Here is a 13943-nt window from a genome sequence, read left to right as displayed (position 1 = left end):
CATAAATCAGCGACGGGACTCTTCCCTCCGGAACTGGTTGAGAAATCAGAAACACGTTGCTTGTCGTGCTCCCCATGTATTTTGCGTCGTGTGTAAGAAGGCTGCCGTTTGGAAGCTGGATAGCGTATTCGAACCTCTCGGACGGAAACTGCTTTTCAGTTCCTGAGCCTACTGCCGAACGGGCTGCGTTCAGAATAGCATTTCCAACGACTGAAGAAGGTTCGGAACTAACCGCTCTAACACCGCAGACCTGAACGTCAGATGCACTTGGTAGATTCTGGAGGCCGATAAAAACCTTGCTATTCGGCACTACGTATACCGAATGAATGTTGCCTAGGTTCTCTGATGGTTTCAGTGATGCGGCGCGGGCGTCAGTCTGAAATCCATCGAAGCTGGGCAAACTCTTAAGGCATGTGCTTGAGAATGCATTGGCTGCTTGTTGCGCAACGCTTCCTCCAGAAGAAAGCCCCGAAGGGCTTTCAACACATGCAGAAAGCAAAGCGCACGCGGCCAACAATCCCGACAATAGTCTTATACGACGGGCAGTGTTCACCCCTTAACCGCCTTCACGATCTTCTCGGCACCGTCTTTCAGGTTGTCCGCCGCGATCACGTCCAGGCCAGAGGTGTTGATGATCTCTTTGCCTTTTTCCACATTTGTACCTTCCAGACGCACGACCAGTGGAACCTGCAGGCCGACCTCTTTCACCGCGGCGACCACGCCCTCGGCAATCACGTCACAGCGCATGATGCCGCCGAAGATGTTGACCAGAATGCCTTTGACCTGCGGGTCCGAGGTGATGATCTTGAACGCCTCGGTCACCTTCTCTTTGGTGGCACCGCCGCCCACGTCGAGGAAGTTGGCAGGTTCGGCACCGTAGAGTTTGATGATATCCATCGTGGCCATGGCCAGACCGGCGCCGTTGACCATGCACCCGATCTCACCATCCAGCGCAATGTAGTTCAGGTCGTATTTGCTGGCTTCCAGCTCCTTGGGGTCTTCCTCGGTCGTGTCGCGCAGCTCGGCAATATCGGGGTGGCGGTAGACCGCGTTGCCGTCAAAGCCAACCTTGGCATCTAGCACCTTGAGATCACCCTTGTCCGAGATGATCAGCGGGTTGATCTCCAACATCTCCATGTCCTTCTCGACGAAGGCATTGTAGAGCTGGCTCATCAGCTTGACGCATTGCTTGACCTGCGCGCCTTGCAGTCCCAGCGAAAAGGCGATGCGGCGGCCGTGATAGGGCTGATAACCAGTGGCGGGATCAACCGAGAAGGACAGGATTTTCTCGGGCGTGGCGGCGGCGACCTCTTCGATGTCCATGCCGCCTTCGGTCGAACAGACGAAAGAGATGCGGCTGGTCTGGCGATCCACCAACAGGGCCAGATACAATTCGCGCTCGATGCCGGACCCGGCCTCGATATAGATGCGGTTGACCTGCTTGCCCGCGGGGCCGGTCTGGTGCGTGACCAGCGTGCGGCCCAGCATTTTCTTGGCTTCCTCGGCGGCTTCCTCAACCGACTTTGTCAGACGAACACCGCCTTTTTCACCGGCATCCACCTCTTTGAACGAGCCCTTGCCGCGACCGCCCGCGTGGATTTGCGCCTTAACGACCCACAAAGGGCCATCCAGTTCACCGGCTGCGGATTTGGCTTCCTCGGCGCGCAGAACCGCGCGACCGTCGGAGACCGGAGCGCCATAGCTGCGAAGAAGCGCTTTGGCCTGATATTCGTGAATATTCATCGAAAACTGTCCTGTCTGACTACGATTTGTTCGATATAGCCGTGTCTAATCGTCATTTATAAAGGGTTTTTTGACGGGCAACAGGATTTTAGCAAAGATTGTCACCGTTTGTGATCACAGTATTTTAAGGTGTGATCACAAAATGGACGGAGTGTCGGGAATTGATTCGAATTTCGATTGCGATCACAAAAATCGCATCGAATACAGTATCTGTAAGCTGGCCCGACGTGATCGTCGAGGCCGAGCGCTTTCAGATGTAAGAGATAAACCGGGCGCAGGAAATCTCGCCAAGCGAGAAGCAGGGCAGAGCCTGCGGCAGTGGTTCAGGCTGGCTCGGGCTCGACGGCGGACAGGAAGGGTTTTTTGTTCTTGCGGTGGCGCGCCACGAACTGTCCCAGCCGGGCCCTGTCGGGGATGGCTTTAGCCGAAATCGGGAGCCGATCACTGATGTCGATATCGGGGAAGATGGCCCGAATTTCTTCCAATGCATCCGCACCAAGCGTCTCACATGCCTGATCGCCCAGCAGCAGAGTCTCGCTGGGCTGGCCATTGGCAAAGACGACTTCGTGATTGTCGCAGAGAAAATGAACGTAGGTTACGCCGTCGGCTTCCGCGTCGACAAAAACCCCGGGAAGGTCCAGTAGTTTGACCGCCGGTACCAGAACCTCAGGGCAACCAAACATGCGTTCGGCAATGCGCGAGCGCACCATGATGCGATGTTGCCGCGAGACCGTCAGGTCAGACGCGGGGTACCCCTTCCCCAGCGCGTTCGCCCGAATGATGACGGGTTTGAGATTTGTTGCGGCTTCCAGTTGTGCCTTGCAGAATTTTCGGGTGTTTATCCAGCGTATCGGCTGAGATCCGTTGTCGGCCGTCAGCACCATGTCTGCGGGTCTTAACGTCTCGACAGGAACCGGGCCTATGGGCGTGTCGATAAGAGTGCCTGCCGCGAAACATACCGTGTTGGCGGTTACGTCTATGTCGTCGATATAGGCTTCACCGGCATTCGCCCCGGTTCGGCCTGCGATGAGGAAATCCCAACCGTCCTGACTGGTGCTGGTCCACTCTGTCCCCGGAATCGAGCCGCTGGCCGTTTCCGACCCGAAACTGACGGAGACGTTCCCGGACGTATCAACCGAGACCGAAAAAGTAGAAGCTGCAGGCGAGCTGAGGTCAGACACCGTGGTTGAGCCGATAATCGTATTGTTCCAGCGGATTTCGATAACGTTGCCCGCGTACCCCGTGGTGCCCCAGCTAAAAGGGGCAAGGCGAATGGCCAGGCCGGTGGAGACGCCGCGTTCTTCGATCGAACTCAGTGAACTCGGGTCGCCGAGGTTGAACGTAAGACCGTCGGATTCACCATCACCCCAGGGGCCGGGCCGAGTTGTAAAATCCAGGGTCATCTCGGCGGTGAACGAGTTCACCCGGTCCGTCCCGGTCAGGTTGGCGTTGAGATCGAGTTTGTTTTCCTCGCCCGCGCCGGAATAAAATACAAACTCGTTGTCTCCATCGCCCGAGTTGGGAGAGTTGAATACGCCAAGGCCGGTGCCGCTTGTGCCGAATTCGGAAGCGCCGTTCAGGTTGTCGCCATCTCCGTCATCGTCAAACGAGTTCTTGTAGGTAAAGGTTCCCATACTCGACGTTCCTCAATTAAATAATTCGCTCACTGCCGACACTGGTCTGGTGCGGTGTCAAAGCTGAGCGCTGTCCTGTTACAAGATTGTGGCAAGATTCCAGCGAAACTTGAAAATTTCGCCTAAATCAATGTAATTTATGAATTTTATGGGTCGGAATGCCGTGACTTTCTGGTGTTGCCTGCGGTTTTCGTCAATCCAGACAAAAAAGCCCCGCCAACTCGGGCGGGGCATTTCTGTTCCAGGTTCGGTGACTGGTCAGGTCAGTGAGCTATCGATGCCTTTGCACGCGTCGATCAGGCCCTTCACTGCGTTGACCGAATTGTCGAAACCGACCTGCTCTTCGTCGTTGAGCTTGATATCGACGATACGCTCGATGCCGCCGGCGCCGATTACGGTCGGGACACCGACATACATGCCGTCGACGCCCAGCTCGCCGTTGCAATAGGCTGCGCAGGGCAGAACACGCTTTTGGTCTTTCAGATAGGCTTCGGCCATCTCGATCGCGGACGTAGCGGGGGCATAGTAGGCCGAACCTGTTTTCAGCAGGCCAACGATTTCAGCCCCACCGTCACGGGTACGCTGCACGATGGCGTCCAGCTTCTCTTGCGAAGTCCAGCCCATCTCGACCAGATCGGGCAGCGGGATACCGGCAACGGTGGAATACCGCACTGAAGGCACCATGGTGTCGCCGTGGCCGCCCAGAACGAAGGCGGTGACGTCGCGCATCGACACGTTGAACTCTTCCGCCAGGAAATGGCGGAAGCGCGCGGAATCGAGAACGCCCGCCATACCGCAGACCTTGTTGTGCGGCAGGCCCGAGAACTCGCGCAGGGCCCAGACCATCGCGTCCAGCGGGTTGGTGATGCAGATGACAAAAGCGTCGGGTGCGTGTGCAGCGATGCCTTCGCCGACCGACTTCATGACTTTCAGGTTGATGCCCAGCAGGTCATCGCGGCTCATCCCCGGCTTGCGGGCGACCCCGGCGGTTACGATGCAGACATCGGCTCCAGCGATATCGGCGTAATCACTGGTGCCGGACATGGCGGCGTCAAATCCTTCGGTCGGGCCGGATTCGGCAATGTCGAGCGCCTTGCCCTGCGGCAGCCCGTCGGCGATATCAAACAGGACAACGTCGCCCAGTTCCTTGATGGCAGCGAGGTGCGCAAGCGTGCCGCCGATGTTCCCAGCGCCGATCAGCGCGATCTTGGGTCTGGCCATTTGGAAAGTCTCCGGTCGGTAATGAAATCGCGGTTGTGCTAGTCTTTAAAACGACAGCGCGCAAGGCCTCTGCGACGCGGCATGCGACCGCATACCGTTTGCGCCTGTCCGGCAGTTTGCGCTAAATGACCAGCAAAACAGGCCGTTTCGAGGCATCAGATGTTCGAATTGAATTTTTTGTTTTTTGCCGTCGCGATCCCGGCGGTGATCTTTGCGGGCATCTCGAAGGGCGGGTTCGGCTCGGGTGTAGCCTTCGCGTCATCGTCGATTCTGGCCCTTATTCTGGACCCCGGTCAGGCGCTGGCGCTGATGTTGCCGATCCTGATGGTTATCGATGTTGCCACGCTTGGTCCCTACTGGAAACGCTGGAACTGGCCGGACTCCCGGCTGCTGATGCTGGGTGCCATCCCCGGCGTCGCGCTGGGCGCGTGGCTTTATAAAGCCACCGACGCCGATCTGCTGCGGCTGCTGATCGGAGGCATCTCTGTTGGCTTCGTCATCTGGCATGTCGGCAAGACACAGGGTTGGGTGCGCGGTTTTGCCAACCGTTTGCCGCCGCCTGCAGGCTTGTTCGCCGGAGTGGTTGCGGGGTTCACGAGCTTTGTCAGTCATGCGGGCGGCCCGCCGGCAGCCGTCTACCTGCTGTCTCAACGCCTGTCGAAAACCGAGTTTCAGGCCAGCACTGTTCTGGTGTTCTGGGTCATCAACGCCGCCAAGTTCGTACCTTATGCTTATCTGGGCATGTTCACCTGGCACACTGCGCTGGCGGATCTGTTGCTTACGCCCTTTGCCATCTTGGGCGCATGGCTTGGCGTTCGGGCCCACTGGATGATGTCCGAACGCCTGTTTTTTGGGATCGCCTACGTGTTGCTGACCATCACAGGCAGCAAGCTGATCTGGGATGCGCTTGTCTGAGGTTCAGGCGTTGGGCGGCAGTGCTTCGGCCAGCGTTTCAAACGCCTGACCCGAGGCGATAAGGCAGGTAACGCCATCCGGCAGGGTAACCGTAATCGTCCAGCTGCCGGTACTGCCGGACGCAAACAGCTCCATCACTGCTCCCTGACGGGCGATGCCAATGCCCCGGCGGGTTTCACCATAATTTTCCGCCAATCGCTGTATCACGTCGTCGCGTGGGGCACATTGGCGGGGTTGCGCATAGAGCTGCTGTGCCGCCAGCACCATTAGGCCCAGCCCCATGGTCATCTTGATAAATGTCGGTTTCATTCTGGTCCCCTCTTTTGCGAGTGGTTTCCAGCCTGCCCGGGCAAAGGAGAAATCACGTTAAAGCAACGCACGTTGCATCGTTCGAAGGGCCAATGCTGCGCTGCGGCGATTTTGCTCTTGAACTTTCCGTCAAAAAATGTCCCATTCCGCGCAACATTATTTCAAAGGGAGAGGCCAGTGGAGTCCCGTCAGCGCCCCTATCGTTCAGTTCTCTATATCCCCGGTTCGCGTGACCGGGCGCTGGATAAGGCCCGCAGCCTGCCGGTCGATGCGGTTATCTTCGATCTCGAAGATGCAGTTGCTGCCGATGAAAAGCCCAACGCCCGCGAAACGCTGAAGGCCGCCCTGGCCACCGGAGGGTATGGCGCACGAGTCAAGATCGTACGAATCAACGGATTGGACACCGAATGGGGTCGTGCCGACGCGGAAGCTGTGCGCGGGATGGATGCCGATGCGGTGCTGCTGCCCAAGGTGAATTCGGCCGCAGACGTTGATGCGCTGGCCGCGATTACGGGTGATCTGCCGATCTGGGCTATGATGGAAACTCCGCGCGGTATGCTCAATGCAGCTGAAATCGCGGCGCATCCGCTGATGGCCGGGTTTGTGATGGGTACCAATGATCTGGCCAAGGAATTGCAGACCCGCTTTCGCCCTGACCGCCTTCCGATGATGACCTCTTTGGGCCTGTGTCTTCTGGCTGCCAAGGCCGAGGGTCTGATTATTGTCGACGGTGTCTACAATGCCTTCAAAGATGCCGAAGGGCTCGAGGCCGAATGCGCTCAGGGCCGCGACATGGGTTTTGACGGCAAGACACTGATCCACCCCGCTCAGGTCGATATCGCCAACGCAGCCTTTGCCCCATCAGAGGATGAGATCGATCTGGCGCGCCGTCAGATCGCGGCCTTTGAAGAGACCGAGGCACAGGGGCAGGGGGTCGCGGTCGTGGATGGCAAGATTGTTGAAAACCTGCATGTTGTAACTGCCCGCGAAACTCTGGCAAAAGCAGACGCGATATTAGCTTTGCAAGCGGGGTAAGCCAGCAATGGGCTTCTTTCTTCTGATCCTTGGTGTGGCCTTGTGGTGGGCCGCACATCTGTTCAAACGCGCGATGCCCGAACGCCGCGCCGCCATGGGTAATGCGGGCAAAGGTGCGGTGGCACTGGCACTGGTTGCTGCGATTCTGTTGATGATCTTCGGCTACCGCATGACCGATTTTATCTATGTCTGGGCACCGCCAACTTTCCTGATTCATATCAACAACCTGTTGGTGTTGATCGCGTTCTACATGATGAGTCCAGCAGGCCAGAAAGGCCGTCTACTGAGTCGAATGCGCCACCCGATGCTCGGCGGTTTCAAGCTGTGGGCTTTTGCGCATTTGCTGGTGAATGGCGATCTGGCTTCGATCGTCCTGTTCGGCGGCTTGCTCGCGTGGGCGATTGTCGAGGTGATCGTCATAAACCGGGCCGAGCCCGACTGGACCCCGGGCGAACCCGGCACCTATGGCAAGGATGCTATGTTCTTTTTGGCCTCGATCGTGCTGCTGGGCATCGTGGGGTATATTCACGGGCTTGTCGGCCCATCCCCGTTTGGATCGTAAGGGGCTTATCTGATGGCGAAGCTTTATCGTTTGCTGACCGAAGAGGACACCTCGGCCTTCTGTCACAAAGTCTCGGACGCATTGGCAAAAGGGTGGGAGCTTTATGGCGATCCGTCCTACGCCTTTGATACGGCAAATAACGTGATGCGCTGCGCGCAGGCGGTGACCAAAGAGGTCGACGCCGACTATTCCCCTGACATGAAACTGGGACAGCAATAATGGCAAAAACGAATCCGGGCCGCTTTTTCGAGGACTACTCTGTCGGGCAGGTGCTGCATCATGCGGTCCCGCGCACAGTTACAGATGGAGAGCGTGCGCTTTATCACGCACTCTATCCCGCGCGTCACGCCCTGTATTCCTCGGACGAGTTCGCACGGAATTGCGGTCTGCCGCAGAGCCCGATCGATGATCTGGCCGCCTTTCATGTGGTCTTTGGCAAAACCGTCCCCGATATCTCGCTGAATGCGGTGGCCAATCTGGGCTATGCCGAAGGCCGCTGGCTGAAGCCGGTCTATCCCGGCGATACCTTGCGTTCGGAATCCGAGGTGATCGGTCTCAAGCAGAACTCGAACGGCAAGACCGGGGTTGTATGGGTCCGCACGCGCGGGCTGAACCAGCGCGATGAAGTGGTGATCGAATATGTGCGCTGGGTGATGGTGCGCAAATCGAACCTCGATGCCCCTGCACCTGAGACGGTTGTGCCCGATCTGAAAAAGACGCTGGACGTCGGTGACCTCGTGGTTCCGAAGGGGCTCGATTTCTCGAAATACGACTTTGTACAATCCGGCGAAAACCATCGCTGGGATGCGTACAACACGGGAGAAATGATCGATCACGTCGATGGCGTGACCGTTGAAGAGGCCGAGCACATGCTGGCTACCCGCTTGTGGCAGAACACGGCCAAGGTGCATTTCGACCTGACCTTCCGTCCCGAGGGTCGCCTGATTTATGGCGGCCATGTGATCTCGATGGCGCGTGCCCTGTCGTTCAACGGGTTGGCAAATGCGCAGATGATCGCTGGCCTGAATGGCGGGGCCCATGCGAACCCCTGTTTTGCGGGCGATACCATCAAGGCCTGGTCAGAAGTTTTGGATAAAGCCGAAACTGATGTGCCCGGCGTTGGTGCGCTGCGTCTGCGGCTGGTTGCGACCAAGGGCGGCGCACCGTTTGCTTTGCGCAATGAAGATGGGAAATATCTGCCCAACGTTCTGCTGGATCTGGATTACTGGGCATTGATGCCCATCTAGGGCCCTTCGTCCGATTGCTGACATTGAAGTGATCATGGCTTGCGAAATCCGTGATACGCTTGCGATATGATGATGTTGCGCATGTTTCTGGCCAGCCTTTGTCTGGCTCCGCAGGTTCATGCCTGCGATCTGGCCCTGGCCTTGGCAGTGGACGTATCTGGCTCGGTCGATTCTGACGAATACCGCATTCAGATGGATGGGCTTTCCGCCGGGTTGCGCGATCCGATCGTGTCCGAGGCGTTGGTGCGCGGGCAGGCACGTTTGATGCTGGTGCAGTGGACCGGCAGCTCGCGCCAGCGGATCACGATCCCATGGACCCGGATCGACAGCTTTGCCACGCTGGACAGGTTTGCAGACAACGTCGCTGCCGATCCGCGCGTCTGGCGTAATTTCTCGACCGCGATTGGTGAAGCGCTTGAAATGACCGTTGCCAGTTTTGACGAAGTGTCCGAGTGCAAAAGGCATCTGATCGATCTTTCCGGCGACGGTGTCTCGAATGAAGGGATCGAACCGGCAACGCTTCACGGCAAGCTGCGTGATCGCGGGGTCACCGTGAACGCCATCGCGATTGAAGAGAGCGAGCCCGACCTGACGGCGTATTTTTTCGAGAACGTTATCGTCGGTGAGGGGGCGTTTGTCGTTTCAGCCGCTGGCTTCGCCGATTACCCCGAACGTATCCGCAAGAAACTTTTGCGCGAGGTGACGCAGCAGACCGCGGACCTGAAACAGCCGCTGCGCTAGATTCGTGATCACATTGCTTTTCCATTGAAAACGCTAACATTGATCACGCCGCATGTATTTTGTGATCACGAGAATATTTTGTGTGATCACAAACGTACCTTATCAGCGATTTTGCATCAAATTTACTGGATTTTGCACCTGCAGCGCGTGACAGAGTCGTAAAAACCAGTAAAACGTTCGGTAGCCAACCGAAAAGGAGCCAACATGGCCGATGTAAATCGAGGCAACCGCCCACTCTCTCCACATTTGACGATCTATCGTCCGCAGATGACGTCGATCTCTTCGATCATGGTGCGCATCACGGGCATCGCCTCTTTTGGTTTGGCTTTGCTGGTTGTCTGGTGGTTGCTTGCCGCTGCCACATCGCAAAGCGCCTTTGACCTGATCAACGGTTTGATGACCAGTTTCCTGGGTGATCTGGTCATGTTCGGCGCGGCTTGGGCCATTTTCTATCACATGCTGGGCCGTTTGCGGCACGTCATCTGGGATCTGGGATATTGCCTGAATGTTGAAGTGTCCGAGAAGATGGGCATTGGCATGTTCGTTCTCGCGACGGTGCTGGCCCTGATCACAGCCGCGGCGCTTTAAAGGGAGGTTGGCTATGCAGTTTCTGACAGATCGCAAACGCGCACAGGGCATGGGAGCCGGACGCGCAGGTACGCATCACCACTGGCAGATGATGCTCAGTTCGGCGGCGTTGGTCATTCTGGTTCCGCTGTTCGTATTCACCTTCGGACACGCTCTGGGCGGGACCTACGACGAAGCGCTGGCTTACTACAGCCGTCCGTTCCCGTCGATTGTCATGGGCCTGACATTGGTTGTTGTTGTTCCGCATCTGCTGCGCGAGGTGCAAGAAGCGATTGAGGACTACGTACATGGCGTAGCAGAAAAGCTTACCCTGATGGCGGCGCGGGCCTTTGCCTACACGCTGATTGCAGCGGGTCTTTTTGCGCTCGCACGGCTTGCCCTCGGTTATGCGCAGTAAGGAACAAGAACAATGACAGCAGCATATGAATACGAGACCCACGAATACGACGTGGTGGTTGTCGGCGCCGGGGGCGCGGGTCTGCGCGCAACTCTGGGCATGGCGGAACAGGGACTGCGCACAGCCTGCGTGACCAAGGTTTTCCCGACCCGTTCCCATACGGTCGCGGCGCAGGGGGGCATCGCCGCTTCCCTGTCGAACATGGGCCCGGACCATTGGCAATGGCACATGTACGACACCGTCAAAGGTTCGGACTGGCTGGGCGATACCGACGCGATGGAATACCTCGCGCGTGAGGCTCCAAAGGCCGTCTATGAGCTGGAACATTATGGTGTTCCGTTCAGCCGGACCGAAGAGGGCAAGATCTATCAGCGCCCCTTTGGCGGCCACACCACAGAATTCGGTGAGGGCCCTGCTGTGCAGCGGACCTGCGCTGCGGCTGACCGGACCGGCCACGCGATCCTGCACACGCTCTATGGCCAATCGCTGAAGAACAACGCCGAGTTCTATATCGAGTACTTTGCCATCGACCTGATCATGTCCGATGATGGTCAATGCCAGGGCGTGGTCTGCTGGAAGCTGGACGATGGCACGATGCATGTTTTCAACGCCAAAATGGTGGTGCTGGCGACCGGTGGTTATGGCCGCGCCTATTTCAGCGCCACTTCGGCGCATACCTGCACCGGCGACGGTGGCGGCATGGTGGCCCGCGCGGGGCTAGCGCTGCAGGACATGGAATTCGTGCAATTCCACCCAACCGGCATCTACGGCTCGGGCTGTCTGATTACCGAAGGCGCACGGGGCGAGGGCGGCTATCTGACCAACTCGGAAGGCGAACGGTTCATGGAGCGCTATGCGCCCCAATACAAGGACCTGGCGCCGCGCGACTATGTCAGCCGGTCCATGACCATGGAAATCCGCGAAGGGCGTGGCGTCGGGGCGGAAGGGGATCACATTCACCTGAACCTCAGCCACCTGCCAGCCGAAGCGCTGCATGAACGCCTGCCCGGCATTTCCGAAAGCGCCAAGATTTTTGCGGGCGTGGATGTAACGAAAGAGCCGATCCCGGTTCTGCCAACGGTCCATTACAACATGGGCGGTATCCCGACAAACTATTGGGGCGAAGTTCTGAACCCGACTGCTGACAATCCGACAGCGGTGGTTCCGGGCCTTATGGCTGTGGGTGAGGCGGGCTGCGCCTCAGTTCACGGGGCAAACCGACTTGGTTCGAACTCGTTGATCGACCTAGTGGTCTTTGGTCGTGCGGCGGCCATCCGCGCGGGCAAGGTTGTTGATGCAGACGCTCCGAACCCGGTTCTGAACCAGGCGTCGGTCGATAAGGCGTTCGACCGCTTTGATGCGGTCCGCAACGCCAGTGGCGAGATCGCAACCGCCGAACTGCGGCTTGAGATGCAAAAGACCATGCAGGCGGACGCTGCCGTGTTCCGCACCGCCAAGACCATGGCGGAAGGGGTCGAGAAGATGACAGCGATTGCAGCCAAGATGGATGACATCAAGGTTTCCGATCGCAGCCTCATCTGGAACAGTGATCTCATGGAAACGCTGGAGCTGACCAACCTGATGCCAAGCGCTCTGGCCACCATCGTCGGGGCCGAGGCCCGCAAGGAATCGCGGGGGGCCCACGCCCACGAGGACTTTACCGAGCGAGATGATGAAAACTGGCGCGTTCACACCGTTTCCCGTGTTGATGGGAACGAGGTCGAACTCAGCTATCGTCCTGTCATCGTCGACCCGCTGTCGACCGAAGACGAAGGCGGCATCAGTCTGCAGAAAATCGCGCCCAAAGCGCGCACGTTCTAAGGAGAGGAATCCATGGTACAACTGACCCTCCCCAAGAATTCCCGGATCACCACCGGCAAAACGTGGCCCAAGCCCGAGGGCGCAACGAATGTGCGCAAGTTCCAAATCTATCGCTGGAACCCGGATGATGGCCAGAACCCCCGCGTAGACACCTATTTTGTCGATATGGATGCTTGCGGCCCAATGGTTCTGGACGCGCTGATCAAGATCAAGAATGAAATCGATCCGACGCTGACGTTCCGCCGCTCGTGCCGTGAAGGTATCTGTGGCTCCTGCGCGATGAATATCGACGGGATCAACACGCTGGCCTGTATCTACGGCATGGATGAGATCAAAGGCGATGTGAAGATTTATCCACTGCCGCATATGCCGGTTGTGAAAGATCTGATACCGGACCTGACCCATTTCTACGCCCAGCACGCAAGCATCATGCCTTGGCTGGAAACCAAGACCAACCGTCCGGCAAAGGAATGGAAGCAGTCGATCGAAGACCGCAAAAAGCTGGACGGTCTGTATGAGTGCGTGATGTGCGCCAGCTGTTCGACTTCGTGCCCCAGCTACTGGTGGAACGGCGACCGCTATCTCGGACCTGCCGCGCTGCTGCACGCCTATCGCTGGATTATCGACAGCCGGGACGAGGCGACGGGTGAGCGTCTGGATGAGCTGGAAGATCCGTTCAAGCTGTATCGCTGCCATACCATCATGAACTGTGCCAAGACCTGCCCAAAGGGTCTGAACCCGGCCAAAGCGATTGCCGAGATTAAGAAGATGATGGTCGACCGGGCGGTTTGATTACAGCTGTGCAAATAGTTTAATACCCGGGGTGGAAACTTCCCGGGTTTTTTCATGTTATGCGGGCGTTGAAATATCGGAGAATATCAATGACCCAAACAGTAGTGAAAGCTCTATCCTTGGTTGCGATCATCGCTCTTTCAGCCTGCGGCGGATCTGGCAGTAATCGGGCGGACCTTGTTTTTAAGCAAGTAGAATGCGCCAATCAGGCAGGGATCGAAGGTTCATTTACGACGCAATACGTCCTGCAAAATGGCAAGCAAACCGAAGTATTCGTTGCGGGCAATGGCGTCAGCGAGGCACAGGCCGCCAAAGCGAACGCGTGTATGGGCGCATAACCTGCGTCGTTATTCTAGGTTGGCAGATATATGTGCCAGCCTTTTATGTGTTTTAAGCATACCAAGACTGCAAAAAGATGTGGTGAAGTTACGTGCTTGCCAGCATAGCCTTGCAAGGGGGAAGGAGTGGCTGAATTGGAACAGGATCTCTCCGATGGACAAGCAAAACACAAAATCGCAGGCATATAAGGCACTGGAGCTACTGGAACAGGCCTGGGCCTATTATACGCCCGAGCCCGTAATCCCGGCGAGAGACGAAACACCGGAGCTTTTTGAATACGCCAACGCGGCCTGATGGGATTGCGCAGGCTTGAAAAGTCCGAAGCAATCGGCAATGCAGGAGTATGCCTATTCTCCTGCTTCTGCTTGCCGCGGGCGTTTTCGCCTATTTTCTTTGGCGGTCCCGCACGTCTTCGCTGACGCGCGAATGCAGGTGGCGGCAGCACCGTAAGGAAGGCGATTGGCGTTGTGTTTTCTGCGGCGCGGTTTCGCAGTCTGATGCAGAACCCACACAATGCCTGAAAGGGCAGTAACGCAGTTGGGGGCTTTCGCGTCAGGACGAACTGCGCCACTCTCAGCCCATGATAGATTCTCGGAACC

At 57.4% G+C, this 13943-nt stretch carries 16 protein-coding genes; 12 read left to right on the top strand and 4 right to left on the bottom strand.

What is annotated here, in order from left to right; translation table 11 throughout:
* Positions 1-549: 549 nt before the first annotated feature.
* The 3 genes from sucC to mdh all read right to left on the bottom strand — a co-directional run bounded on the left by sucC (position 550) and on the right by mdh (position 4598).
* Entirely contained in the window at positions 550-1743 is a 1194-nt protein-coding gene (sucC, locus tag RA27_RS14465; RefSeq protein WP_039540446.1) for an ADP-forming succinate--CoA ligase subunit beta, read from the bottom strand.
* A 323-nt stretch (positions 1744-2066) separates the two neighbouring features.
* A complete protein-coding gene (locus RA27_RS23180) occupies positions 2067-3377 on the bottom strand; it encodes a Hint domain-containing protein (RefSeq protein ID WP_052265300.1) in 1311 nt (436 codons plus the stop codon).
* A 258-nt stretch (positions 3378-3635) separates the two neighbouring features.
* Complete coding sequence (mdh, locus tag RA27_RS14455; RefSeq protein WP_039540444.1) at positions 3636-4598, bottom strand: malate dehydrogenase; 963 nt, start codon at positions 4596-4598, stop codon at positions 3636-3638.
* A 159-nt stretch (positions 4599-4757) separates the two neighbouring features.
* Between mdh and RA27_RS14450 the strand changes: the two genes are divergently transcribed.
* Positions 4758-5513, top strand: a complete 756-nt coding sequence (locus RA27_RS14450) for a sulfite exporter TauE/SafE family protein (protein WP_039540441.1) — start codon at positions 4758-4760, stop codon at positions 5511-5513.
* A 3-nt stretch (positions 5514-5516) separates the two neighbouring features.
* Here the strand turns inward: RA27_RS14450 and RA27_RS14445 are convergent, their stop codons facing one another.
* Positions 5517-5822 (bottom strand): hypothetical protein, encoded by a 306-nt coding sequence (locus tag RA27_RS14445; protein ID WP_039540437.1) that lies wholly within the window; start codon positions 5820-5822, stop codon positions 5517-5519.
* Positions 5823-5999: 177 nt separating this feature from the next.
* Between RA27_RS14445 and RA27_RS14440 the strand changes: the two genes are divergently transcribed.
* From RA27_RS14440 to RA27_RS24415, 11 genes are all read left to right on the top strand, one after another.
* Complete coding sequence (locus RA27_RS14440) at positions 6000-6857, top strand: CoA ester lyase (RefSeq protein WP_039540436.1); 858 nt, start codon at positions 6000-6002, stop codon at positions 6855-6857.
* 7 nt (positions 6858-6864) lie between these two features.
* Positions 6865-7419: an NnrU family protein gene (locus tag RA27_RS14435; protein WP_039540433.1), complete on the top strand. Its 555-nt coding sequence runs from the start codon at positions 6865-6867 to the stop codon at positions 7417-7419.
* Positions 7420-7431: 12 nt separating this feature from the next.
* On the top strand, positions 7432-7638 hold the full coding sequence (locus RA27_RS14430) for a DUF1737 domain-containing protein (protein ID WP_039540430.1): 207 nt from the start codon (positions 7432-7434) through the stop codon (positions 7636-7638).
* A complete protein-coding gene (locus RA27_RS14425; RefSeq protein ID WP_039540427.1) occupies positions 7638-8666 on the top strand; it encodes a MaoC family dehydratase in 1029 nt (342 codons plus the stop codon). Before RA27_RS14430 ends, RA27_RS14425 begins: the two co-directional genes overlap by 1 nt.
* Positions 8667-8732: 66 nt before the next feature.
* Positions 8733-9407: a DUF1194 domain-containing protein gene (locus RA27_RS14420; protein ID WP_039540424.1), complete on the top strand. Its 675-nt coding sequence runs from the start codon at positions 8733-8735 to the stop codon at positions 9405-9407.
* A 204-nt stretch (positions 9408-9611) separates the two neighbouring features.
* Positions 9612-9995: a succinate dehydrogenase, cytochrome b556 subunit gene (gene sdhC / locus RA27_RS14415; RefSeq protein ID WP_039540421.1), complete on the top strand. Its 384-nt coding sequence runs from the start codon at positions 9612-9614 to the stop codon at positions 9993-9995.
* 13 nt (positions 9996-10008) lie between these two features.
* Positions 10009-10392, top strand: a complete 384-nt coding sequence (gene sdhD, locus RA27_RS14410; protein WP_039540418.1) for a succinate dehydrogenase, hydrophobic membrane anchor protein — start codon at positions 10009-10011, stop codon at positions 10390-10392.
* Between the two features lie 12 nt (positions 10393-10404).
* Entirely contained in the window at positions 10405-12213 is a 1809-nt protein-coding gene (gene sdhA, locus RA27_RS14405) for a succinate dehydrogenase flavoprotein subunit (protein WP_039540414.1), read from the top strand.
* A 12-nt stretch (positions 12214-12225) separates the two neighbouring features.
* Positions 12226-13005, top strand: coding sequence for a succinate dehydrogenase iron-sulfur subunit (locus tag RA27_RS14400; RefSeq protein WP_039540410.1), 780 nt, complete (start codon positions 12226-12228; stop codon positions 13003-13005).
* Positions 13006-13094: 89 nt separating this feature from the next.
* On the top strand, positions 13095-13343 hold the full coding sequence (locus RA27_RS14395; protein ID WP_039540408.1) for a hypothetical protein: 249 nt from the start codon (positions 13095-13097) through the stop codon (positions 13341-13343).
* 154 nt (positions 13344-13497) lie between these two features.
* Positions 13498-13638: a hypothetical protein gene (locus RA27_RS24415; protein WP_193746520.1), complete on the top strand. Its 141-nt coding sequence runs from the start codon at positions 13498-13500 to the stop codon at positions 13636-13638.
* The last annotated feature ends 305 nt before the right edge of the window (positions 13639-13943 follow it).

It is taken from the genome of Ruegeria sp. ANG-R, from assembly GCF_000813985.1.
Taxonomy (GTDB): Bacteria; Pseudomonadota; Alphaproteobacteria; order Rhodobacterales; family Rhodobacteraceae; genus Ruegeria.
The sequence above is the reverse complement of the archived record's forward strand: the minus strand, read 5'-3'. Positions and strand labels throughout refer to the sequence as shown.

Bases quoted from the DNA above. Each gene is read 5' to 3' on its own strand.
- RA27_RS14395 (WP_039540408.1), top strand. From the start codon at position 13,095: ATGACCCAAACAGTAGTGAAAGCTCTATCCTTGGTTGCGATCATCGCT.
- RA27_RS23180 (WP_052265300.1), bottom strand. From the start codon at position 3,377: ATGGGAACCTTTACCTACAAGAACTCGTTTGACGATGACGGAGATGGC.
- RA27_RS14450 (WP_039540441.1), top strand. From the start codon at position 4,758: ATGTTCGAATTGAATTTTTTGTTTTTTGCCGTCGCGATCCCGGCGGTG.
- RA27_RS14420 (WP_039540424.1), top strand. From the start codon at position 8,733: ATGATGATGTTGCGCATGTTTCTGGCCAGCCTTTGTCTGGCTCCGCAG.
- mdh (WP_039540444.1), bottom strand. From the start codon at position 4,598: ATGGCCAGACCCAAGATCGCGCTGATCGGCGCTGGGAACATCGGCGGC.
- sdhA (WP_039540414.1), top strand. From the start codon at position 10,405: ATGACAGCAGCATATGAATACGAGACCCACGAATACGACGTGGTGGTT.
- sucC (WP_039540446.1), bottom strand. From the start codon at position 1,743: ATGAATATTCACGAATATCAGGCCAAAGCGCTTCTTCGCAGCTATGGC.
- RA27_RS14430 (WP_039540430.1), top strand. From the start codon at position 7,432: ATGGCGAAGCTTTATCGTTTGCTGACCGAAGAGGACACCTCGGCCTTC.
- RA27_RS14445 (WP_039540437.1), bottom strand. From the start codon at position 5,822: ATGAAACCGACATTTATCAAGATGACCATGGGGCTGGGCCTAATGGTG.
- RA27_RS24415 (WP_193746520.1), top strand. From the start codon at position 13,498: ATGGACAAGCAAAACACAAAATCGCAGGCATATAAGGCACTGGAGCTA.
- RA27_RS14425 (WP_039540427.1), top strand. From the start codon at position 7,638: ATGGCAAAAACGAATCCGGGCCGCTTTTTCGAGGACTACTCTGTCGGG.
- RA27_RS14400 (WP_039540410.1), top strand. From the start codon at position 12,226: ATGGTACAACTGACCCTCCCCAAGAATTCCCGGATCACCACCGGCAAA.
- RA27_RS14435 (WP_039540433.1), top strand. From the start codon at position 6,865: ATGGGCTTCTTTCTTCTGATCCTTGGTGTGGCCTTGTGGTGGGCCGCA.
- sdhC (WP_039540421.1), top strand. From the start codon at position 9,612: ATGGCCGATGTAAATCGAGGCAACCGCCCACTCTCTCCACATTTGACG.
- sdhD (WP_039540418.1), top strand. From the start codon at position 10,009: ATGCAGTTTCTGACAGATCGCAAACGCGCACAGGGCATGGGAGCCGGA.